The organism is Sporolactobacillus pectinivorans, from assembly GCF_002802965.1.
Taxonomy (GTDB): domain Bacteria; phylum Bacillota; class Bacilli; order Bacillales; family Sporolactobacillaceae; genus Sporolactobacillus; species Sporolactobacillus pectinivorans.
This window is the reverse complement of sequence record NZ_NXGA01000001.1, coordinates 735,619-751,363: the sequence shown is the minus strand read 5'-3', so window position 1 is coordinate 751,363 and position 15,745 is coordinate 735,619. Positions and strand designations below refer to the sequence as shown.

General features: G+C 47.7%; 18 protein-coding genes. 7 read left to right on the top strand and 11 right to left on the bottom strand.

Annotated features, from left to right (window positions below):
• Positions 1–92 precede the first annotated feature (92 nt).
• Together COP04_RS03850 and COP04_RS03845 are read left to right on the top strand one after the other, a co-directional pair.
• Positions 93–923 (top strand): lipoate--protein ligase family protein, encoded by an 831-nt coding sequence (locus tag COP04_RS03850; RefSeq protein WP_100486776.1) that lies wholly within the window; start codon positions 93–95, stop codon positions 921–923.
• Positions 924–1,002: 79 nt separating this feature from the next.
• On the top strand, positions 1,003–1,638 hold the full coding sequence (locus COP04_RS03845; protein WP_239984753.1) for a L,D-transpeptidase: 636 nt from the start codon (positions 1,003–1,005) through the stop codon (positions 1,636–1,638).
• 81 nt (positions 1,639–1,719) lie between these two features.
• Here the strand turns inward: COP04_RS03845 and COP04_RS03840 are convergent, their stop codons facing one another.
• The 6 genes from COP04_RS03840 to COP04_RS03815 form a co-directional block, all read right to left on the bottom strand.
• The gene (locus tag COP04_RS03840) at positions 1,720–2,016 is read right to left on the bottom strand and encodes a hypothetical protein (RefSeq protein ID WP_100486775.1); all 297 of its coding nucleotides are present in this window, start codon (positions 2,014–2,016) and stop codon (positions 1,720–1,722) included.
• A 197-nt stretch (positions 2,017–2,213) separates the two neighbouring features.
• Positions 2,214–3,173, bottom strand: a complete 960-nt coding sequence (locus COP04_RS03835) for an ABC transporter permease (protein ID WP_239984752.1) — start codon at positions 3,171–3,173, stop codon at positions 2,214–2,216.
• Positions 3,166–4,107, bottom strand: a complete 942-nt coding sequence (locus tag COP04_RS03830) for an ABC transporter ATP-binding protein (RefSeq protein ID WP_100486774.1) — start codon at positions 4,105–4,107, stop codon at positions 3,166–3,168. Before COP04_RS03830 ends, COP04_RS03835 begins: the two co-directional genes overlap by 8 nt.
• Entirely contained in the window at positions 4,097–4,789 is a 693-nt protein-coding gene (locus COP04_RS03825) for an ABC transporter ATP-binding protein (protein ID WP_100486773.1), read from the bottom strand. The genes COP04_RS03830 and COP04_RS03825 overlap by 11 nt, the downstream gene beginning before the upstream one ends.
• The gene (locus COP04_RS03820; RefSeq protein WP_100486772.1) at positions 4,786–5,163 is read right to left on the bottom strand and encodes a GntR family transcriptional regulator; all 378 of its coding nucleotides are present in this window, start codon (positions 5,161–5,163) and stop codon (positions 4,786–4,788) included. The genes COP04_RS03825 and COP04_RS03820 overlap by 4 nt, the downstream gene beginning before the upstream one ends.
• Before the next feature lie 39 nt (positions 5,164–5,202).
• A complete protein-coding gene (locus COP04_RS03815) occupies positions 5,203–5,991 on the bottom strand; it encodes a hypothetical protein (RefSeq protein WP_100486771.1) in 789 nt (262 codons plus the stop codon).
• Between the two features lie 297 nt (positions 5,992–6,288).
• Here COP04_RS03815 and COP04_RS03810 point away from each other — a divergent pair, with 297 nt between their 5' ends.
• A complete protein-coding gene (locus COP04_RS03810) occupies positions 6,289–6,762 on the top strand; it encodes a hypothetical protein (RefSeq protein ID WP_100489510.1) in 474 nt (157 codons plus the stop codon).
• Between the two features lie 154 nt (positions 6,763–6,916).
• Here COP04_RS03810 and pta read toward each other — a convergent pair whose 3' ends face one another.
• The gene (gene pta / locus COP04_RS03805) at positions 6,917–7,909 is read right to left on the bottom strand and encodes a phosphate acetyltransferase (RefSeq protein WP_100486770.1); all 993 of its coding nucleotides are present in this window, start codon (positions 7,907–7,909) and stop codon (positions 6,917–6,919) included.
• Between the two features lie 324 nt (positions 7,910–8,233).
• Between pta and COP04_RS03795 the strand changes: the two genes are divergently transcribed.
• Together COP04_RS03795 and gerQ are read left to right on the top strand one after the other, a co-directional pair.
• Complete coding sequence (locus COP04_RS03795; protein ID WP_100486768.1) at positions 8,234–8,656, top strand: cell wall hydrolase; 423 nt, start codon at positions 8,234–8,236, stop codon at positions 8,654–8,656.
• A gap of 51 nt (positions 8,657–8,707) precedes the next feature.
• Positions 8,708–9,247, top strand: a complete 540-nt coding sequence (gene gerQ, locus COP04_RS03790; protein ID WP_100486767.1) for a spore coat protein GerQ — start codon at positions 8,708–8,710, stop codon at positions 9,245–9,247.
• Between the two features lie 90 nt (positions 9,248–9,337).
• On the opposite strand, the gene COP04_RS03785 is transcribed toward gerQ, so the two are convergent.
• Positions 9,338–10,285, bottom strand: a complete 948-nt coding sequence (locus COP04_RS03785; RefSeq protein ID WP_100486766.1) for a DMT family transporter — start codon at positions 10,283–10,285, stop codon at positions 9,338–9,340.
• Between the two features lie 121 nt (positions 10,286–10,406).
• Here COP04_RS03785 and COP04_RS03780 point away from each other — a divergent pair, with 121 nt between their 5' ends.
• Positions 10,407–11,279, top strand: a complete 873-nt coding sequence (locus tag COP04_RS03780; RefSeq protein ID WP_100486765.1) for a LysR family transcriptional regulator — start codon at positions 10,407–10,409, stop codon at positions 11,277–11,279.
• An 89-nt stretch (positions 11,280–11,368) separates the two neighbouring features.
• Here COP04_RS03780 and COP04_RS03775 read toward each other — a convergent pair whose 3' ends face one another.
• The 3 genes from COP04_RS03775 to COP04_RS03765 all read right to left on the bottom strand — a co-directional run bounded on the left by COP04_RS03775 (position 11,369) and on the right by COP04_RS03765 (position 14,201).
• Positions 11,369–11,743: a DUF423 domain-containing protein gene (locus tag COP04_RS03775; RefSeq protein ID WP_100486764.1), complete on the bottom strand. Its 375-nt coding sequence runs from the start codon at positions 11,741–11,743 to the stop codon at positions 11,369–11,371.
• A 227-nt stretch (positions 11,744–11,970) separates the two neighbouring features.
• Positions 11,971–12,840, bottom strand: coding sequence for an NAD(P)-dependent oxidoreductase (locus tag COP04_RS03770; protein WP_100486763.1), 870 nt, complete (start codon positions 12,838–12,840; stop codon positions 11,971–11,973).
• A 101-nt stretch (positions 12,841–12,941) separates the two neighbouring features.
• Positions 12,942–14,201, bottom strand: a complete 1,260-nt coding sequence (locus COP04_RS03765; RefSeq protein ID WP_100486762.1) for a glycosyl hydrolase family 18 protein — start codon at positions 14,199–14,201, stop codon at positions 12,942–12,944.
• A 347-nt stretch (positions 14,202–14,548) separates the two neighbouring features.
• On the opposite strand from COP04_RS03765, the gene COP04_RS03760 reads away from it, so the two are divergent.
• Positions 14,549–15,736, top strand: a complete 1,188-nt coding sequence (locus tag COP04_RS03760; RefSeq protein WP_100486761.1) for an aminotransferase class I/II-fold pyridoxal phosphate-dependent enzyme — start codon at positions 14,549–14,551, stop codon at positions 15,734–15,736.
• The last annotated feature ends 9 nt before the right edge of the window (positions 15,737–15,745 follow it).

Sequence of the window (15,745 nt, the reverse complement as noted above, 5' to 3'; positions counted from 1 at the left end):
TTGTCACATGCCGGTATCAGGATCCGTAAAATGTCAAAAGTGCACATGTCCTGCTATAATAAAATTAGTTTCTTGTGAAAGGTGCGGTGCGCATGTCTCTGCTTGATCAGCCGGTCTGGCGTGTGTTTGATCAGTCCTCGCTAGGCAGTCATTTTGACGGCAGGCAGTCGTTTGCGCTGGATGATACGCTTTGCGAATCCGTCGGCTCCGGTGCATCAGCCTGTGCGGCAAGGCTGTGGGTCCATCAGCAAACCGTGATGCTTGGCATTCAGGATACACGTCTGCCTTATCTTCACGACGCACTTGATGCGCTGAAACAGGCAGGATTCAGCTATGTCGCAAGGAATTCAGGCGGCCTGGCCGTGGTTCTCGATGACGGTGTGCTGAATCTTTCATTGATTTTTTCAGAACGGGACAAACCTCTGTCGATTGACGAGCCCTTTCAGGCAATGGCCGGTTTTATTGAAAGAGTGTTGAATCCATTCGGAATTACTTTTGAAACAGGTGAAATTGCCCACTCATATTGCCCCGGGCGCTACGATTTGAGTGCAGGCGGGCGTAAGTTTGCCGGAATCTCGCAGCGCCGGGTCCGCGGCGGGGTTGCCGTTCAAATTTATCTGTGCGTCAGCGGGAGCGGGCCGGCGCGCGCAGAACTGATCCGCACCTTTTACAAAAAAGGGCTTCAGGGTGAAGCCACTCGTTTCAACTATCCGGATATTGACCCGCACGTCATGGCCTCCCTGCAAGAGATGAGCGGATTAAAGCTGAACGTGCCTCAGATCGCCTCTGCAGTTCTAAAAACCCTGCAGATGTCCGGCAAAGTCATCGGATCGTCCCTTTCCGACCGGGAAAGCCGCCTGTTCGGCAATTATTATGAACGGATGATTCACCGGAATGAAAAAGCATTCGGAAATTTTGGCTAAATTTGGCAAGACGGTTTGGCCAAAAAAGTGACGAAACTATATATAGCATAGTAAAGTATTCAAAGAGAGGAAAAAATCAATGAATTTTAGTAAAAAGAGCAGCTGTATCCTGTTGTCCCTTTTTTTAATTATGGGTATGACAGCATGCTCGCCTTCCGGTGTTGGAGGCGGAAAAGCCGTCTCTCATCCGCAACAGGAGAAAAAGACACCGTCTTCTGCCGGAAAGAAGACAGCATCTAAAAAAGCAGAAGCACCAAAATCTGTTCCGGTGAACTGGAATGCGCCTTCCGGGGGCGCGTATCCCGTGCTGAAGAAGGGTGAAAATATCTGGCTCGATGTCTCGGTCAGCAAGCAAAGGGTCTATGTCAAAAACGGCAATCAGACGCTCTATACAATGGTTGCTTCCACCGGCCTCGATAATGGGCCGGACACAACAACTCCCTTAGGTACGTATCATATTCAGGCCGAGCGGGGAACATGGTTTTACGCGCCGCAATATAAAGAAGGCGCCGAATATTGGGTCTCATGGAAGAACCATGGGGAATTCCTGTTTCACAGTGTGCCGATGGATAAAAATAAACATGTGCTCAAAGCAGACGCTGAAAAACTGGGGCGAGAGGAAGACTCTCATGGATGCATCCACCTGACCATTCCTGACGCCAAGTGGATCTACGAAAATATTCCTTTCAATACGAAAGTGGTCATCCACAAGTAAATCAAAAACGGGGGCGCACAAACAGAACCGGAGAGAAAAATTTTCTCTCCGGTTCATTTTTTTCAGTGGCTCGATATTTTTTCAATAAGCTAGGCTTGGTCGTTCTTTTTTCAGCGGCATCCCTTGGCCAATCATAGCGAGAACTCTTTTTAATTGATTCGCCCGGTTTCCTTCAACCACAACCAGGCATTCCTCGCTGCTGGACAGATTGGCGATCAAAACGGACAGAAGTTCCGGAAGTTTGTGAATCTGTTCCACCTTACTTTTTCCGTAAACATAAACAGTTTGCTGCATCTTCTCGCAGTACAGGTAGAAGTGAATCATTTGTCTAACATGAAAGGCCGCCGCGTAAACTTTAAAAGAAAAAATACTTTTCATCGTTTTCTCCTCCTCGGAATTCATTATTGCTTCCCGGGATTTATCTATTGGATGTTTTTATCTTACAAGTCTATTATGAACTTTCCCTGAACGATGAATGATATTACGATAAAATTCCAATATCTATGGAAAAAAATACAAAGAAGAAGCCGCAACGAATACGACTCCCCTTCTTTTTCAAGCATTTTATCTCCTGTTTATGCTTTAATATCCCGTTTCGTATAGAACAGCCAGCCGGCAACCGCAAAAATTAGATAATAGGCGGCAAGAACGATCAGCGAAAAACCGAGCGACATATCATTGCGCATTTGCTGGCCGTTATAATACTGGTTCAGATCCAAATTCGTAAACAGCACGTATTTAACCCAGTCATACTGGCTAATAAAAGCTAAGATTGTATTTGAACCCATCATCAGAAAAATCGTCAGGCCAATGGCAAGTCCACCGTTGCGGAATATGGCCGAAATCACACCCGCCAGTGTCACCATCATGATGAGCTGAACACCATCCAGCAAATAATTTCCCCAAGTGGCAAGAATCCAGCTGCTTTCGTGCACCACCCCATTCGTGTAACTGAGATGAACTTCATTTGCCCCGCTGAACCCGAAGAACAGGCCGCCGATCAGCCAGGAAAAAATAAACAGTACCACGAGGCACATAATGGAAAACAGAAGTGATGAAATATATTTGGAGAGCAGAATTTCCGTTCTGGATATCGGGCGTATCATCAAAAGCTTAATTGTCCCGGTATTAAATTCGCTCGCAATTGAATTGGATACAACAATAATCGTGAAAATACTGATGACAAGAACCATCATCGATGTTGAATTTGCTACAAAACTCCATAAGGTCATTCGCTGAGCGGGTTGAAGATTGTGATCGATCCGGTACTGATTGATCGCGATCTGGCTTTTATAATAGTTTTGATAAGAATCATTTTTCTTCATCTGCGTCAGCGCCTGCTGATACTGCGTGTTTTGCTGACGCAGGCTTTGCTGCCAGTGGGTATCTTTCGCCGGGTGACTCGGTTCATTCAATTTGACCACCAGCGCGCCCAGAAGAAGCAAACCGATCAGAATAATTGCAAAAACTTTTGCCGAACCTCTGCGATAAATTTTCATATTTTCATTTTGTACAAGTCCGAGAAAATTAGCCAATGCCCTTCCCTCCAGTCACTTCTAGAAATCTGTCTTCCAGCGATTGAGTAACCGGAACGACACCATAGATTTTCACATTTCCAGTCACCAGCGTCCCGACAACTTCCGGAATTTGTTCATGGCCAATAGCAAGTTCGATAGCTTCTGCCTCAACGGATACAGCGTCAAGCGACAGGTTTTCTTTAATAGCCTGCGCGGCCGCCTGCCCGTTGTCAACGCTGAAACGGACTTTCCCGCTACCTTCTTCCATAAAATCGCTGACTGTTTCAACGCCAATCATTTTGCCTTTTTTGATAATACCGATGCGGTCGCACATTTGCTGCATTTCCGACAACAGGTGGCTGGAAACGATCACCGCGACGCCTTCCGTGCGGGAAAGTTCATGCAGATAATTGCGCAGATCATGGATGCCCTGCGGATCGAGCCCGTTCGTTGGTTCGTCAAGAATCAGTACGGAAGGGCGGTGGAGCAAAGCCTGGGCGACGCCGAGCCTCTGCCGCATACCCAAAGAATATTTTTTCACCTTTTCATTGATTCTATCTTCCAGATCAACAAGTTTGACGACCTCCATGATCCGCTCCCTGCCGATTCCGGGGATCATCCGCGCGTAATGCACCAGATTCTGATAGCCGGTCAGGAATTTGTACATTTCCGGATTCTCGACGATTGCACCGACCTGACGCATCGCCTGTTTGAATTCATTTTTGATGCTGTGCCCTTGAATAAAAATATTGCCATGCGTCATTCGCATCAGGCCGACAATCATTCGGATTGTCGTCGTCTTGCCGGCACCATTCGGTCCGAGAAAGCCAAAAACTTCACCACCGTAGATTTCGAAGCTCAGATCGTCAATCACAGTCTTGCTGCCGAATTTCTTCGTAACATGTTCCAGCTTCACCGCAGGTTTTTTCTGCAGTTCAGTATTACTGGCCATATTTTTTCACCATCCAATCCACCAGATTAAGATTTTCCTTGCTGCGGATGTCCTCGACACGCTTCACATCCAGAATCGCGCCATCCTTAATTAAAATTACCGTATCAAGCAGCGGTTCAATTTCCTGCAGCTCGTGAGTAGTCAGAATCACAGTCTGCTTTTCCAGGTCAATAAACGAAATCAGGCTTTTGACAATGGATTGGCGCACCATCGGATCCAGACCGGAGAGCGGTTCGTCCATCAGGATGAACGGCGCATCACGGGCCAGCGTGACCACAATTTTCAACCGGCCGCGGTTCCCTTTGGACAGATGTTTCACTTTCTGGCTGCGGTCGAGCTTCATAAAATCGAGCATTTCTTCCGCTTTTTCCCGGTTGAAGTCACTGAAGGTCTGATTGTAAAAGTCGACAGTCTGCTTCACGGTAAAAAAAGAATAATAGCTGTCCAGTTCCGAAAGATAGGCGACTTTGCTGCAGATCCGGCGGTTTGCCATCTGTCCGTCGACGAGTACTGTTCCCCTAGTGGGGCAGATCAGGCCGGAAATTAGTTTCAGTGTTGTCGATTTCCCGCTGCCGTTCGATCCGATTAATCCGATGATATGCCCGGGCTCAATCTGGAAACTAATACCTTTAAGAGCTTTTTTTGTCAAATAGCGCTTAGAAACATCTTCGAGTTGAATCATTGTTTTTCCTCCTTTTTCACAAAATAAGCTTGAAGACCTTCCAGCATCTCTGCTTTTGTGTAGCCCATCTCGTTCATTTCACGGACAAAACCGGATATATGCTTTTCTTTCAGTTCATCCCTCATCTGCTGAAGAATTTCCTGATCGTCTGTGACAAATGTGCCTTGCCCTCTCCGTTTTTCCACAACCCCCGTATCCTCCAGTTCACGATAAGTCCTCTGCACCGTGTTGGGGTTTACACCTGAATCAATCGCCAGATCGCGCACTGAAGGCAGGCGCTCACCGGAACTGATCTCTCCGCGTATGATTTTGTTCTTGATGCGTTCACAAAGCTGTAGATAGATCGGAGCTGACGTGTTGAATGACTCAGCCATCTAGGTAAACCTCCTTATACGGTGCCCGATTCATCTTGCTCAGGACGCCTCGAGTTTGTGATCCATCAGCCAGGAGGACAGCGTGTAGAGAATGAGCATAACAAGCAGTCCTGCGACATAATTTCCGATGTAATCCACTGAAACTCCTCCTGTGCGGGAGATCCCGGAAGTGGAAATCCAATAACGCATGAATGATTCAGGAATCCTGCCCCAGTGCGTAAGAAACGTTAGAACACCAAGCTGCGTCAGTTTGACTAAGGCGTAAATTACTGCTGAAATGCCGATAATCATCACGAGCCACGACCATTTCCCTACTCTTGATTGGAAGTAGCGAAGGACGAGCCATAAAAAGATAAAGACGATACCGCTGAAAATGGCGATCCAGTACATTTGAGCCGATATGAATGTCGCGTACCGGTAGACATGCACACTCTTAGGAATCGATGTATAACGGCTGTAAATCAGAAATCCGATCCACGCATAGATAGCGGCGATGAGCAACGAAACGGTCATGTAAATGAGCCCGCTCAGCAGTTTTGCGGCAAGCATCGACCAGGCCGGAAGCGGATTGTGCATCCATAAATGAAACGTTTTTCTCTCCGAAAAAACATTGACTAGCATGTAACTGACCAGGTACAAAATATGGCAGAGGAGCAACAGAGCACCAAATGCCGTGATTAATGACCATTTATTTGTTAGTCCCTGTTCAAAGCGAATCGCCAGAAAAATTCCCAGCGCCATAATCAGTAGCTGAAAAGCGAGGAAAACAATAAACGCCAGACTTCCCAAACGCAGTTCTTTTTTCAATAAAGCAATCCACGCTGTCATCATCTATCCCCCACAATAAAAGTTAATGCACTAACGTACTAGTTGTATAGTACACTAGGTGTAAAAAGATGTCAATACTATTTAATACCAGAAATTCACTTTATTTTAACGTGCAAAGTGCTGTTTCCTTGTCTCGGAACCAATCACATTAGACCCTATAGAGAGCTCAGTCATTGGGTGTTACCAAAACCGATTTGAAGGGTTTAAATGGACAACGGTGACCTGGCCTGTTATCAGCCGCAGCCTGTATGCTATAATGAACCGAAGAAATATGAAAACGGAGTTGATGGTTCATTTATGCTTGATTATCAGCAAAAACTGTCGATCATTGAATCTTTTCCCGAGCTGGAGAAAAAAGAGGTTTCACTCGGCCGGGTTAATTTTCAATATGCGGAAAGTGCCGCAGACAAGAAAAATGTCGTTTATCATTTGCATCCGAACGGTAATGGTTATGTGTATATCCGAGGAGTTGGCGGATATGAACCGGATGATAAAGGCTTGGTCAATATTCGTGATTTCTCTGAAGAAGAACTGCGAACAATTCTTCAAAAAGCGATCCACGTGCTGTCGCCTGAAGGCATCTATGAAGCGAATACCGCCGATGGCAACGATCACGAGATCTGGGCAAACAGCGACAGGCAGAAACTTGAAGTGATTTATGACAATGAACTCTGGAACGTGTATGCCGGCGACTTGCTGGACGGCACATTCCGCACATATAAAGAGGCAAAAGAATACTTGATTGAAGAAGGATTCCATCCTGAATCATAAAGAGCTGCCGCACTCATTCGGACGGGGCGGCTTTTCCCGAGGATTCACTGATCAAGCGGTTAGTTGTTTCTGCTCCATTAAAAGTGATAGCAAAAAGAGATCCCCCAATTTGCAGAGATCTCTTTTTTTATTTCTGATTTACAAAAGGCCCCAATCAGACTTTCTGATGGCTGCGCACGGTCAGAGCCTGCTTCGCTGTGATTAGTGCGAGCTTGTATACATCATCGGCATTGCAGCCGCGTGACAGGTCGTTGACCGGTTTGTTCAGTCCCTGAAGCACGGGACCGATCGCAACAAATCCGCCGAGGCGCTGAACCATTTTATAACCGATATTGCCGGCATCGATATTCGGAAAAATAAAGACGTTGGCCCGCCCTTTTAGCGGTGAACCCGGCGCTTTCTTTTCTGCAACTTCGGGGACAAAAGCCGCGTCGAACTGCAGCTCACCGTCAATAAGCAATTGGGGAGCCCTGGCTTTAGCCAGCCTGACTGCTTCAGTTACATTATCGATCGCCGGATCTTTTGCCGATCCCTTAGTGGAAAAACTAAGCATTGCGATTCTTGGATTGATGCCAAACAATTTGGCCGTTTCAGCCGACTCTACCGCGATCTCTGCCAGCGTTTCGCTGTCAGGCGAGATATTAATGCCGCAGTCTGCAAACACATATTCTTCTTCGCCGCGGACCATGATAAATGCTCCGGAAATACGTTTCTTGCCAGGCTGGGCTTTGATAATCTGCAGAGCAGGGCGAACGGTTGATGCCGTTGAATGGACAGCACCGCTGACCAGGCCGTCCGCTTCACCAGCATAAACGAGCATCGTGCCATAATATCCAGGATCCCGAAGCCACTCCGTCGCCTGAGTTTGATCCGTTTTGCCTTTTCTGCGTGCAACGAGCTCACGGATCAGGTAATCCATATTTTTTTCTGTATCAGGATGTCTGAACAGGATCTTCTGTTCCCCTGCCAACTTTTTTATTTCGTCATCAGCTTCTTCAGCTTTTCCGATCAGGATTGGAAGAACGGTGCCATTTGCCGCCATCTTTTTCACAGCGGCTATAACGCGTTCATCCCCGCTTTCCGGAAAAACAATAATCGGCCTGTTCTGTTTTATTTCGGCCTCCAGTTTGTCAAATAAATCCGCCATAGCGCGACTCGCCTCCCAATTGTGCCTGTGCCTGCATTTATTTTTAGTATAAACTAAAAGCTGCCTCCATACAGCCGGAATTGAAAAATCGGGCCGTATTTAAATGACAGCGCTATAATTTTTGTCACAAAATTTCAATATATTGGCCATCGGAACAGAGCCACCGGAAACCACCAAACGGCCAAAAACGGCCGAGCCTCTGAATCCCTTTCCTGTCATCATTTTCATGGTACAGCATATTCTTTATACATGTATCGTCCGTTAAAATTAATTCAGATATCAAATAAGCCTGCATATTATTCAAAAGAGGAGGCTTGCGCATCCATGCCTGCTATTCAGTTTTCATCAAGCGATGTTTCACTGCTGGCCCGACTGATGCGGGCTGAAGCTGAAGGCGATGGCCAGCTCGGCATGTTGCTCGTCGGCAATGTCGGAGTCAACCGTGTACTCGGTAATTGCCTGGATTTTCGCAATATCACAGATGTTCAACAGATGGTCTTTCAAAGCCCGGGTGGATTTGAAGCCACGCAAAAAGGTTACTTCTATCAGGCGGCCCGGTCTCAGGATAGACGGCTCGCCCGGCGTGTGCTGAACGGTGCACGTTTCAATCCCGCGACCAATTCGCTCTGGTTTTTTCAGCCGCCGGGCGCCTGTCCGCCCCAATGGTTTAACCAGTGGAACTCCGGCCGCTATAAGGCACATTGCTTCTTTTCCCCAACAGCGGCCGAATGTCCCGATGTTTATTAGAAGACCGCGGATCCGTGAAATTTATAGCATGATCTACGAGGAGTGATTCAGATGAGTACGCAATTTCCACCAGAAAATTGGCCGTATGGCGCTTCGTTCAATTCGCAAAATGGCCAGGGGGAAAACGACGCTTTCCGACAAATGTCGCAACCTCAGCAGACAGGTACCGGGTCTTTCCCTTTTCAGGGGCAGTTCACAACGCCTGCCGGAACGCCTGCTCCGCCGCCTCAAACGCTTCCCTTTCCGTTTCCGGCACAGACAATGCCCGTGCCGCCCACTGGAGCACCTGGCCAGCCCCAGATCCCAACCGCACCGGTTCTTGTCGAACAGTCTTATATTGAAAACATTTTAAGACTCAATCTTGGGAAAAAAGCTTCAGTGTATTGTACATTTGAAGGTAACAAAGAATGGAACGCCAAAGTGTTTACCGGAACCGTCGAAGCTGCGGGGCGCGACCATGTGATTATTAAAGACGAGAATTCGATCACCCGTTTTCTGATCCCGATGGTATTCGTCAATTACGTCACTTTCGAAGGGCCGATGAATTACAGTTACCCATTCGCGCCGCCGCAGCCGGGCGGAAGGCCATAATGCATTAGAAAAATTAGCGGGGCTATCCCTTAGCAATATTTGGCAAGCCGGCACTTTTCGTCCGGCTTTTTGTTTTGAAAAAATTTTATGTTACCTAACTATCTTTCTATCTCTGAATTTTTTTAAAAAATGTGTGATTTTCATAAAACGGAGTATCGACTTTGAGGGAAAAAAATAAGAAACAGATATTTTTCTGAAATTGATTTCCATGATGATAATGCTGATCAAAACAAGTCCCGCGCCTGCGTAACCACGCATAGAAAGGGTCTCTCCTGTAAAAATATAAGCAAAAAGCGCTGCAAATACGGGCTCAAGAGTAAAGATCAATCCGGCATGGGTCGATGTAGTATACTTCTGAGCAACGGTCTGCATCATATAGCCGGCCGCACTGCAAAGAATGCCCAGTCCGAGAACGGAAATCCACGATCCCATCGTGTCCGGAATGCGGGGAACTTCAATAATCATTGAAATAAGAAGAGCCAGAATGCCTGTGAATCCCATCTGCCAGATGCTTAACGCGACCGAGTTCACCCGCTTCGTGAAACGGTCCGCCAAAATAATATATACAGCATTGGCCAGCGCACCCAGCACGCAGTATAGATCTCCTGATTCGGGAGCCAACCGGCCATTCCAGGTGAGAAGACCAATGCCGATCAAAGAAAGAGCCACTCCGACGATCATTTTCAGTTCAGGTTTAAACCGAAATAAGAGTGAATTCAACAACGGCACAAAAACGACAGTCAGGCTGACGAGAAATCCGGCTTTTGAGGCGGGCGTTGTTTTCATGCCGGCCATGATTGACGCAAAAACTGCGAGAAGAACCACGCCCAGAATCAGTGCATAAAAAAGGGTCCTTTTGTCTGTGTGACGCAGTCTCCGGCCAAAAAGAACGGCAGTGATCACAAATGCAACCAAAAATCGAAGTGCAGTCAAATTAAAAATCCCCAATGTTTCAAGTCCGGTTTTCATAAACAAATAAGACGAACCCCAGAATACTGTGACTGCAATCAGCATTAAATCTGCCTTTTGATGGCCCATCGTTACATCTCTTCCAATCCATTATTATTCCACAGATCAGTATATTATTTATTTTTGCATTAATAAAATGAATCTTTATAATTATTAGTATGAAATATTTTCATGAAGAAAGAGGCGGGTTATGAGCCTGATAAAATATCAAGTCCTTGTCAAAGTAGATGAAGTGAAAAGTTTTACAAAGGCGGCCGATCAGCTCGGTCTGACGCAATCTGCAGTCAGCCATGCAGTAGCCGGCCTTGAAGAAGAATTTGGTTTCCGGTTGATTAGCAGGCATCGTTCCGGGATCAGTCTGACCCGGGAAGGTATGCAGCTTCTTCCATCCATCCAGCGCATCGTGCGGTCTGATGAAAAACTTCATCAGGAAGCCGCATCGATTCTCGGTGTGACTGGAGGGTCGCTCTGCATTGGAGTATTTACCAGCGTATCCCGGCACCTGCTGCCGCAGATTATCCAGGTGATGGATAAAAAGTGTCCGGAATTACAAATCCGGCTGACGGAAGGAAATTATGAGGAAATTGAAGAACAGGTCATCAGCGGTAAACTGGACTGCGGCTTTGTCAATAAATATCATTCTGATCAATTGACGGTGACGCCGCTGATCAGAGACCGGATTCTCTGCATTGTATCTCCGAAAAGTGTGCTGTACAATCAGACCTGCATCTCATTCAGCCAGATGGAGCAAGAGCCGTTTATTATGCCGGCATTCGGCGGCTACCATGAGGTCAAGCGGATTCTGGCCGAGAACGGCGTTCATCCCAAAATCCGCTTTGAATTGATGGAGGAAAATGCTATTTTGGCAATGGTCTCCCATCACCTCGGCATCAGCATTCTACCAGAGCTGGTCATTCCAGGAAACATCACACCGCTGAAAGCCATTCCCCTCGAAAAGGACAGTTATCGGACGATCGGGCTTGCTACCTCCACCCATCCATCACCCGCTGCGAAACAGTTTGTTGCCATCGCGAAGCAAGTGATCGGAAACGGTGTATCGTAAAAAAAGGACCCTTCACCAATAGCAAAAAGTCCTCTTTCATTATTCAAATTTCCGCAGATCTGCAACTCGTTCATCTCACCACAGATTGGTCAACCTTTGATCACTGCCGCTGCGACAAGAATCCAACTGAGCAGGAAGGCAACCCCGCCGAATGGTGTAATGATTCCCAGAAAATCGATTCTGCTGATACTTAGTGCATAAAGGCTTCCGGAAAAAAAGACGATGCCGGCAATCATCAGCCAGCCTGCCCAGTGAAGGAGTCCGACTGAGCCCTGGAAAGCCGTTAACGCCAAAAGACCGATCAAAATCAGCCCCACGCTATGGAACATCTGATACTGGACACCTGTCTGGTAAATAGATAAATAATGTTCACCGAGACGTTCCTTGAGGGCGTGTGCGCCAAATGCACCGAATGCGACGGAAAGAAAAGCAAGAATAGCGCCTACAGCAATAAAAAATTTCATTGATTAGCCTCCTCAACGATCAGGCATAACTTTATTATTTATTGCAGCATCTCTTAATGAACGATTTTTTTCGAACAATTAACGTTTTCCCTGTCATGGGCATGTAATGAACGCATGGCTTCTGATGACAGATGCGGCATAAAAATAAAAAAACCGCTGCTGCTATTTTATCAAGTCTAATAACGGACGACGGTTTTCTGTTTGATCAGGAATAACAACAAGATCAGTTAATCCTGCTGATATTTTTTATAAATAGCCTGTGTTCCGCTGTTTTCTTCACCCGCATCAGCCAATTCATCGTATATTTTCTTGGACAATGACAGTCCCGGCGTTTCAAGCCCCATGGTCCTGGCCGATTCAAGTGCGATCCGTTCATCCTTAATCAGATGCTTAATATAAAAACCCGGCTCAAAATCACCTTTCAGCATCCGCCGGCCAAGATTGGTCAACGACCAGCTTCCGGCCGCACCGGTTTCAATACTTTCCATCACTTTGTCCGTGTCAAGACCCGCGTGTCTTGCATAAGCCAGCGCTTCAGCGACGCCAATCATGTTTGAAGCGATCGCAATCTGGTTCGCCATTTTCGTATGCTGACCGGATCCCGCCTTGCCCTGATAGACAATCTTTTTTCCTATTGTCTGGAAGACAGCGGCCAGCGTCTCGGCATCTTCCTTCTTGCCACCGATCATGATCGACAGCGTGCCGTTCTCCGCGCCGACGTCACCGCCGGAAACTGGCGCGTCGAGGGCATGGAGCCCCTTTTCTTCGGCAGCAGCACTGATTTTCTCCGCAAGCTGAGGTGAAGAGGTGGTCATATCAATGAGATACGCTCCCTTCGGTGCATGATCCAGAATCCCATTATCAAAGTAAACGGATTCGACATCTTTCGGGTAACCGACCATGGTGATGACCACGTCCGCGCCTTCCGCAGCGGCTGCCGGACTTTCTTTCCAGGCCGCACCTTCAGCCACCAGCTCACCTGCTTTGCTTTTGGTCCGGTTATAGACCTGGAGAGCGTAGCCCGCCTTCATTAAATTGCGGATCATGCCTTTGCCCATAACACCTGTTCCGATAAAACCGATTACTTTTTCTTCCATGAACTTCACTCACTTTCATGCCTGTTCGGTTTACTTTTCCCTAACAAACATAGCACGAAATACAGGCAAATTCACGTAATATGCGAACCCGACGATGCAGATCAGACTTTACGAATCTGCAAGTAATGGGTGAATACCCACGGATATTGAGGCATTGCGAAGTTCAGCTGCCAGGTGCCGATGCCGCCTAACCGTTCATTATACACAATTCGTGTTTTGGCAAACAAACTGCGCGTATCTTCAAACCAGACGACATGATTTTGGCCGCCGTCGTCCGTATAGTAAAAATAAGCAGCCTGATCCGCTTCTGAGAAATTGATCGGCACTTGCTCACTCATTGCAAGATCCACAGCCGCCTGGTTTGTGATCGCCCGGCCCGGCGTCCCACTGGAGTATGGAATCACCCAATCATAGCCATAAAAAGGCGTCCCCATAATAATTTTATTTCGATCCATCAAGCTGGTCGCATAGTTCATCGTTGCCATAACATCGGCAAGCGGGGCTGTCGCCCCCGGCTCACTGCCAGCGTGATGCCAGTCATAAGCCATAATAAAAAATTGATCAACGATGGCACCAATCGACTCATAATCATAGCCGCGAACCCACGGTACCGTATCATCCGTTTTTGCCGGCACAGCAATACTTAAATTGAGATTTGCAGCCTGAGCCCTCGTCTTTATCGCCTGAAGAAATGCAACGAACGCCTCGCGGTCAGAAGCGAGCACCCCTTCAAAATCAATATTGATGCCACCATAGCCCCGTGAAGTTGCCCGGTTAATCATATTGTCGATCAGCAGTGTCTGAACATCTGGCGTATTCAACACATGCTGCACCAAAGCAGCATTGAACCCCGATTCTGTTAAATTCGTTATCGCCAGAATTGGCGTCACACGCCCGCGCCAGGCTGCAAGTACGCCCGCACTGTCATCGAGTGGGCTCAGATCACCGTTCCAGTTAAAATGCGTTTCAAATAAAGCAATATAAGATAAGTATGGGGCATTATCCGAGATGGCCGCTTGATCTACCGCCGGTGTCCTTAGCTGGGTATAACTGAAGTGAGAGGCTATACGCCGTTCGATCGACGGCAGATTCAGCCTCATACCTGGTTTCAGGTTCTCCGGACTGATCCCCGGATTGGCCTGCATCAATGCTCTCAGCGGCACATGAGCCGCCCGTGAAATGGTCCAGAAACTGTCTCCGGCCTGCACGGTATAGATGCTTCCCGGTACAAGCAGCGCCTGCCCAATCACAACGTTAGTCGCCGATAGGCCGTTTACAGATCGTAATGTATCTACAGGTACATCAAATTTTTGGCTGACGCCAAACAAAGAATCCCCGGATTTTACAACATAGACAAACATAGTCCCACCCTCCCCCGCCCGCCTCTTTTTACGGACGTACGCTTTTCGACTCTAAAAAATAGGCTTCTTATCCCATCCTATTCGCCGGGCGGGCGTTGGGTGCCAGACTCTACCGAAATTCAAGAGTAGAACCGAATCTGAAAAAAACAGAACAGAAATGAAAAAAATCGATCTGAGCGGGTTGAATCCAACTTATTTGATCATTACTGATTCGGTCTTGTTGCGCTTTTGCCATGTGGGCATAAAATGATTAAAATCAAATTGTATGCGCGAGGCCAAAAGGGGAAAAGCGATGCGTTCCCGACTTAGGTTCATCGCCCGGCACTGAAGAAATGGAGGTTCGTATAGTGAATGACTTTAATTCTTCCAGGCTGCTTCAGTCGATGCCTGGAAATTACTTTGCCGATGTTGACCGGCGCATCGATGCAATTGTCAAGAGCGGAATTGATTTGATCCATCTGGAAAAAGGAAGTCCGGACCAACCGACGCCGGATACCATTGTCCGCGCACTTGATCATGCGTCACGCCTTCCCGAGAATCAGGGATACCCACCCTACGGCGGCAAGCAAAATTTAAAAGAAGCGATCGCCATGTTTTACCGGCGTGAGTACGGAGTAACACTTGATCCGGAGACGGAAATTACTGTTTTTGCCGGAGCCACGGTAGCGATTGCCGCTCTGCCGCAGGCGCTGCTCAATCCCGGTGATGTGATGATTACGACGGATCCTGGCTATCCGATGTATTTTGTTTGTCCGTCACTGGCCTACGCCAAAGTTTACGGCATGCCGGTATGTGCTGAAGATGGATTTCTGCCCGATTATCACGAGATTCCGCGAGAAGTTCTGGATCAGGCCAAGTTGCTGATGTTGAACTACCCAAACAACCCGACAGGCGCCATAGCAACTGAAAGATTCTTTGCAGACACTGTCCGCTTTGCCCGCGCCAATCAGCTGCCTGTTGTACATGACTTTGCCTATGCAGCCTTCGGATTCGACGGCGTCCGGCCGCGCAGCTTCCTCCAGACTCCCGGAGCAAAGGAACAGGGTATTGAAATCTATACCTTTTCCAAAACCTACAACATGGCAGGCTGGCGGCTGGGCTTCGCCGCCGGCAATGCTTCAATCATACAGACACTCGGCAAATTCCACGACATCGCACACAGCGATGTTTTCGGCGCCGTTCAAGACGCCGGCGCGGCTGCTCTGCTCGAGTCGCAGGAATCCGTGCGAAATTTGTGTGCACTTTACGAAAAAAGGCGGAATGTGCTTGTGGAAAGCCTGCGCGCGATCGGCTGGGATGTCCAGGCACCAAGGGGCTCGTTCTTCTGTTGGTTCAAAGTGCCAAAAGGCTACACATCCGAAACGTTTGTCAGCGTGCTGATCGAACGTGCACATGTCGCTATGGCACCAGGTATCGGATTCGGGCGGAACGGCGACCAGTATGTCCGCGCCGGATTGCTGGAACCGGAAAATCGTCTTCGTGAAGCAGCGGAACGGATTAAATCGTCCGGAGTGCTGCAGGAGCTGAGTGTGTAAAAAGCAAAA

Excerpts from the sequence above, each read along its gene's own strand:
- COP04_RS03765 (WP_100486762.1), bottom strand. The coding sequence starts at position 14,201 with ATGTTTGTCTATGTTGTAAAATCCGGGGATTCTTTGTTTGGCGTCAGC.
- COP04_RS03795 (WP_100486768.1), top strand. The coding sequence starts at position 8,234 with ATGCCTGCTATTCAGTTTTCATCAAGCGATGTTTCACTGCTGGCCCGA.
- COP04_RS03840 (WP_100486775.1), bottom strand. The coding sequence starts at position 2,016 with ATGAAAAGTATTTTTTCTTTTAAAGTTTACGCGGCGGCCTTTCATGTT.
- COP04_RS03785 (WP_100486766.1), bottom strand. The coding sequence starts at position 10,285 with ATGGGCCATCAAAAGGCAGATTTAATGCTGATTGCAGTCACAGTATTC.
- COP04_RS03775 (WP_100486764.1), bottom strand. The coding sequence starts at position 11,743 with ATGAAATTTTTTATTGCTGTAGGCGCTATTCTTGCTTTTCTTTCCGTC.
- pta (WP_100486770.1), bottom strand. The coding sequence starts at position 7,909 with ATGGCGGATTTATTTGACAAACTGGAGGCCGAAATAAAACAGAACAGG.
- COP04_RS03780 (WP_100486765.1), top strand. The coding sequence starts at position 10,407 with ATGAGCCTGATAAAATATCAAGTCCTTGTCAAAGTAGATGAAGTGAAA.
- COP04_RS03820 (WP_100486772.1), bottom strand. The coding sequence starts at position 5,163 with ATGGCTGAGTCATTCAACACGTCAGCTCCGATCTATCTACAGCTTTGT.
- COP04_RS03850 (WP_100486776.1), top strand. The coding sequence starts at position 93 with ATGTCTCTGCTTGATCAGCCGGTCTGGCGTGTGTTTGATCAGTCCTCG.
- COP04_RS03830 (WP_100486774.1), bottom strand. The coding sequence starts at position 4,107 with ATGGCCAGTAATACTGAACTGCAGAAAAAACCTGCGGTGAAGCTGGAA.
- COP04_RS03815 (WP_100486771.1), bottom strand. The coding sequence starts at position 5,991 with ATGACAGCGTGGATTGCTTTATTGAAAAAAGAACTGCGTTTGGGAAGT.
- COP04_RS03845 (WP_239984753.1), top strand. The coding sequence starts at position 1,003 with ATGAATTTTAGTAAAAAGAGCAGCTGTATCCTGTTGTCCCTTTTTTTA.
- gerQ (WP_100486767.1), top strand. The coding sequence starts at position 8,708 with ATGAGTACGCAATTTCCACCAGAAAATTGGCCGTATGGCGCTTCGTTC.
- COP04_RS03810 (WP_100489510.1), top strand. The coding sequence starts at position 6,289 with ATGCTTGATTATCAGCAAAAACTGTCGATCATTGAATCTTTTCCCGAG.
- COP04_RS03770 (WP_100486763.1), bottom strand. The coding sequence starts at position 12,840 with ATGGAAGAAAAAGTAATCGGTTTTATCGGAACAGGTGTTATGGGCAAA.
- COP04_RS03825 (WP_100486773.1), bottom strand. The coding sequence starts at position 4,789 with ATGATTCAACTCGAAGATGTTTCTAAGCGCTATTTGACAAAAAAAGCT.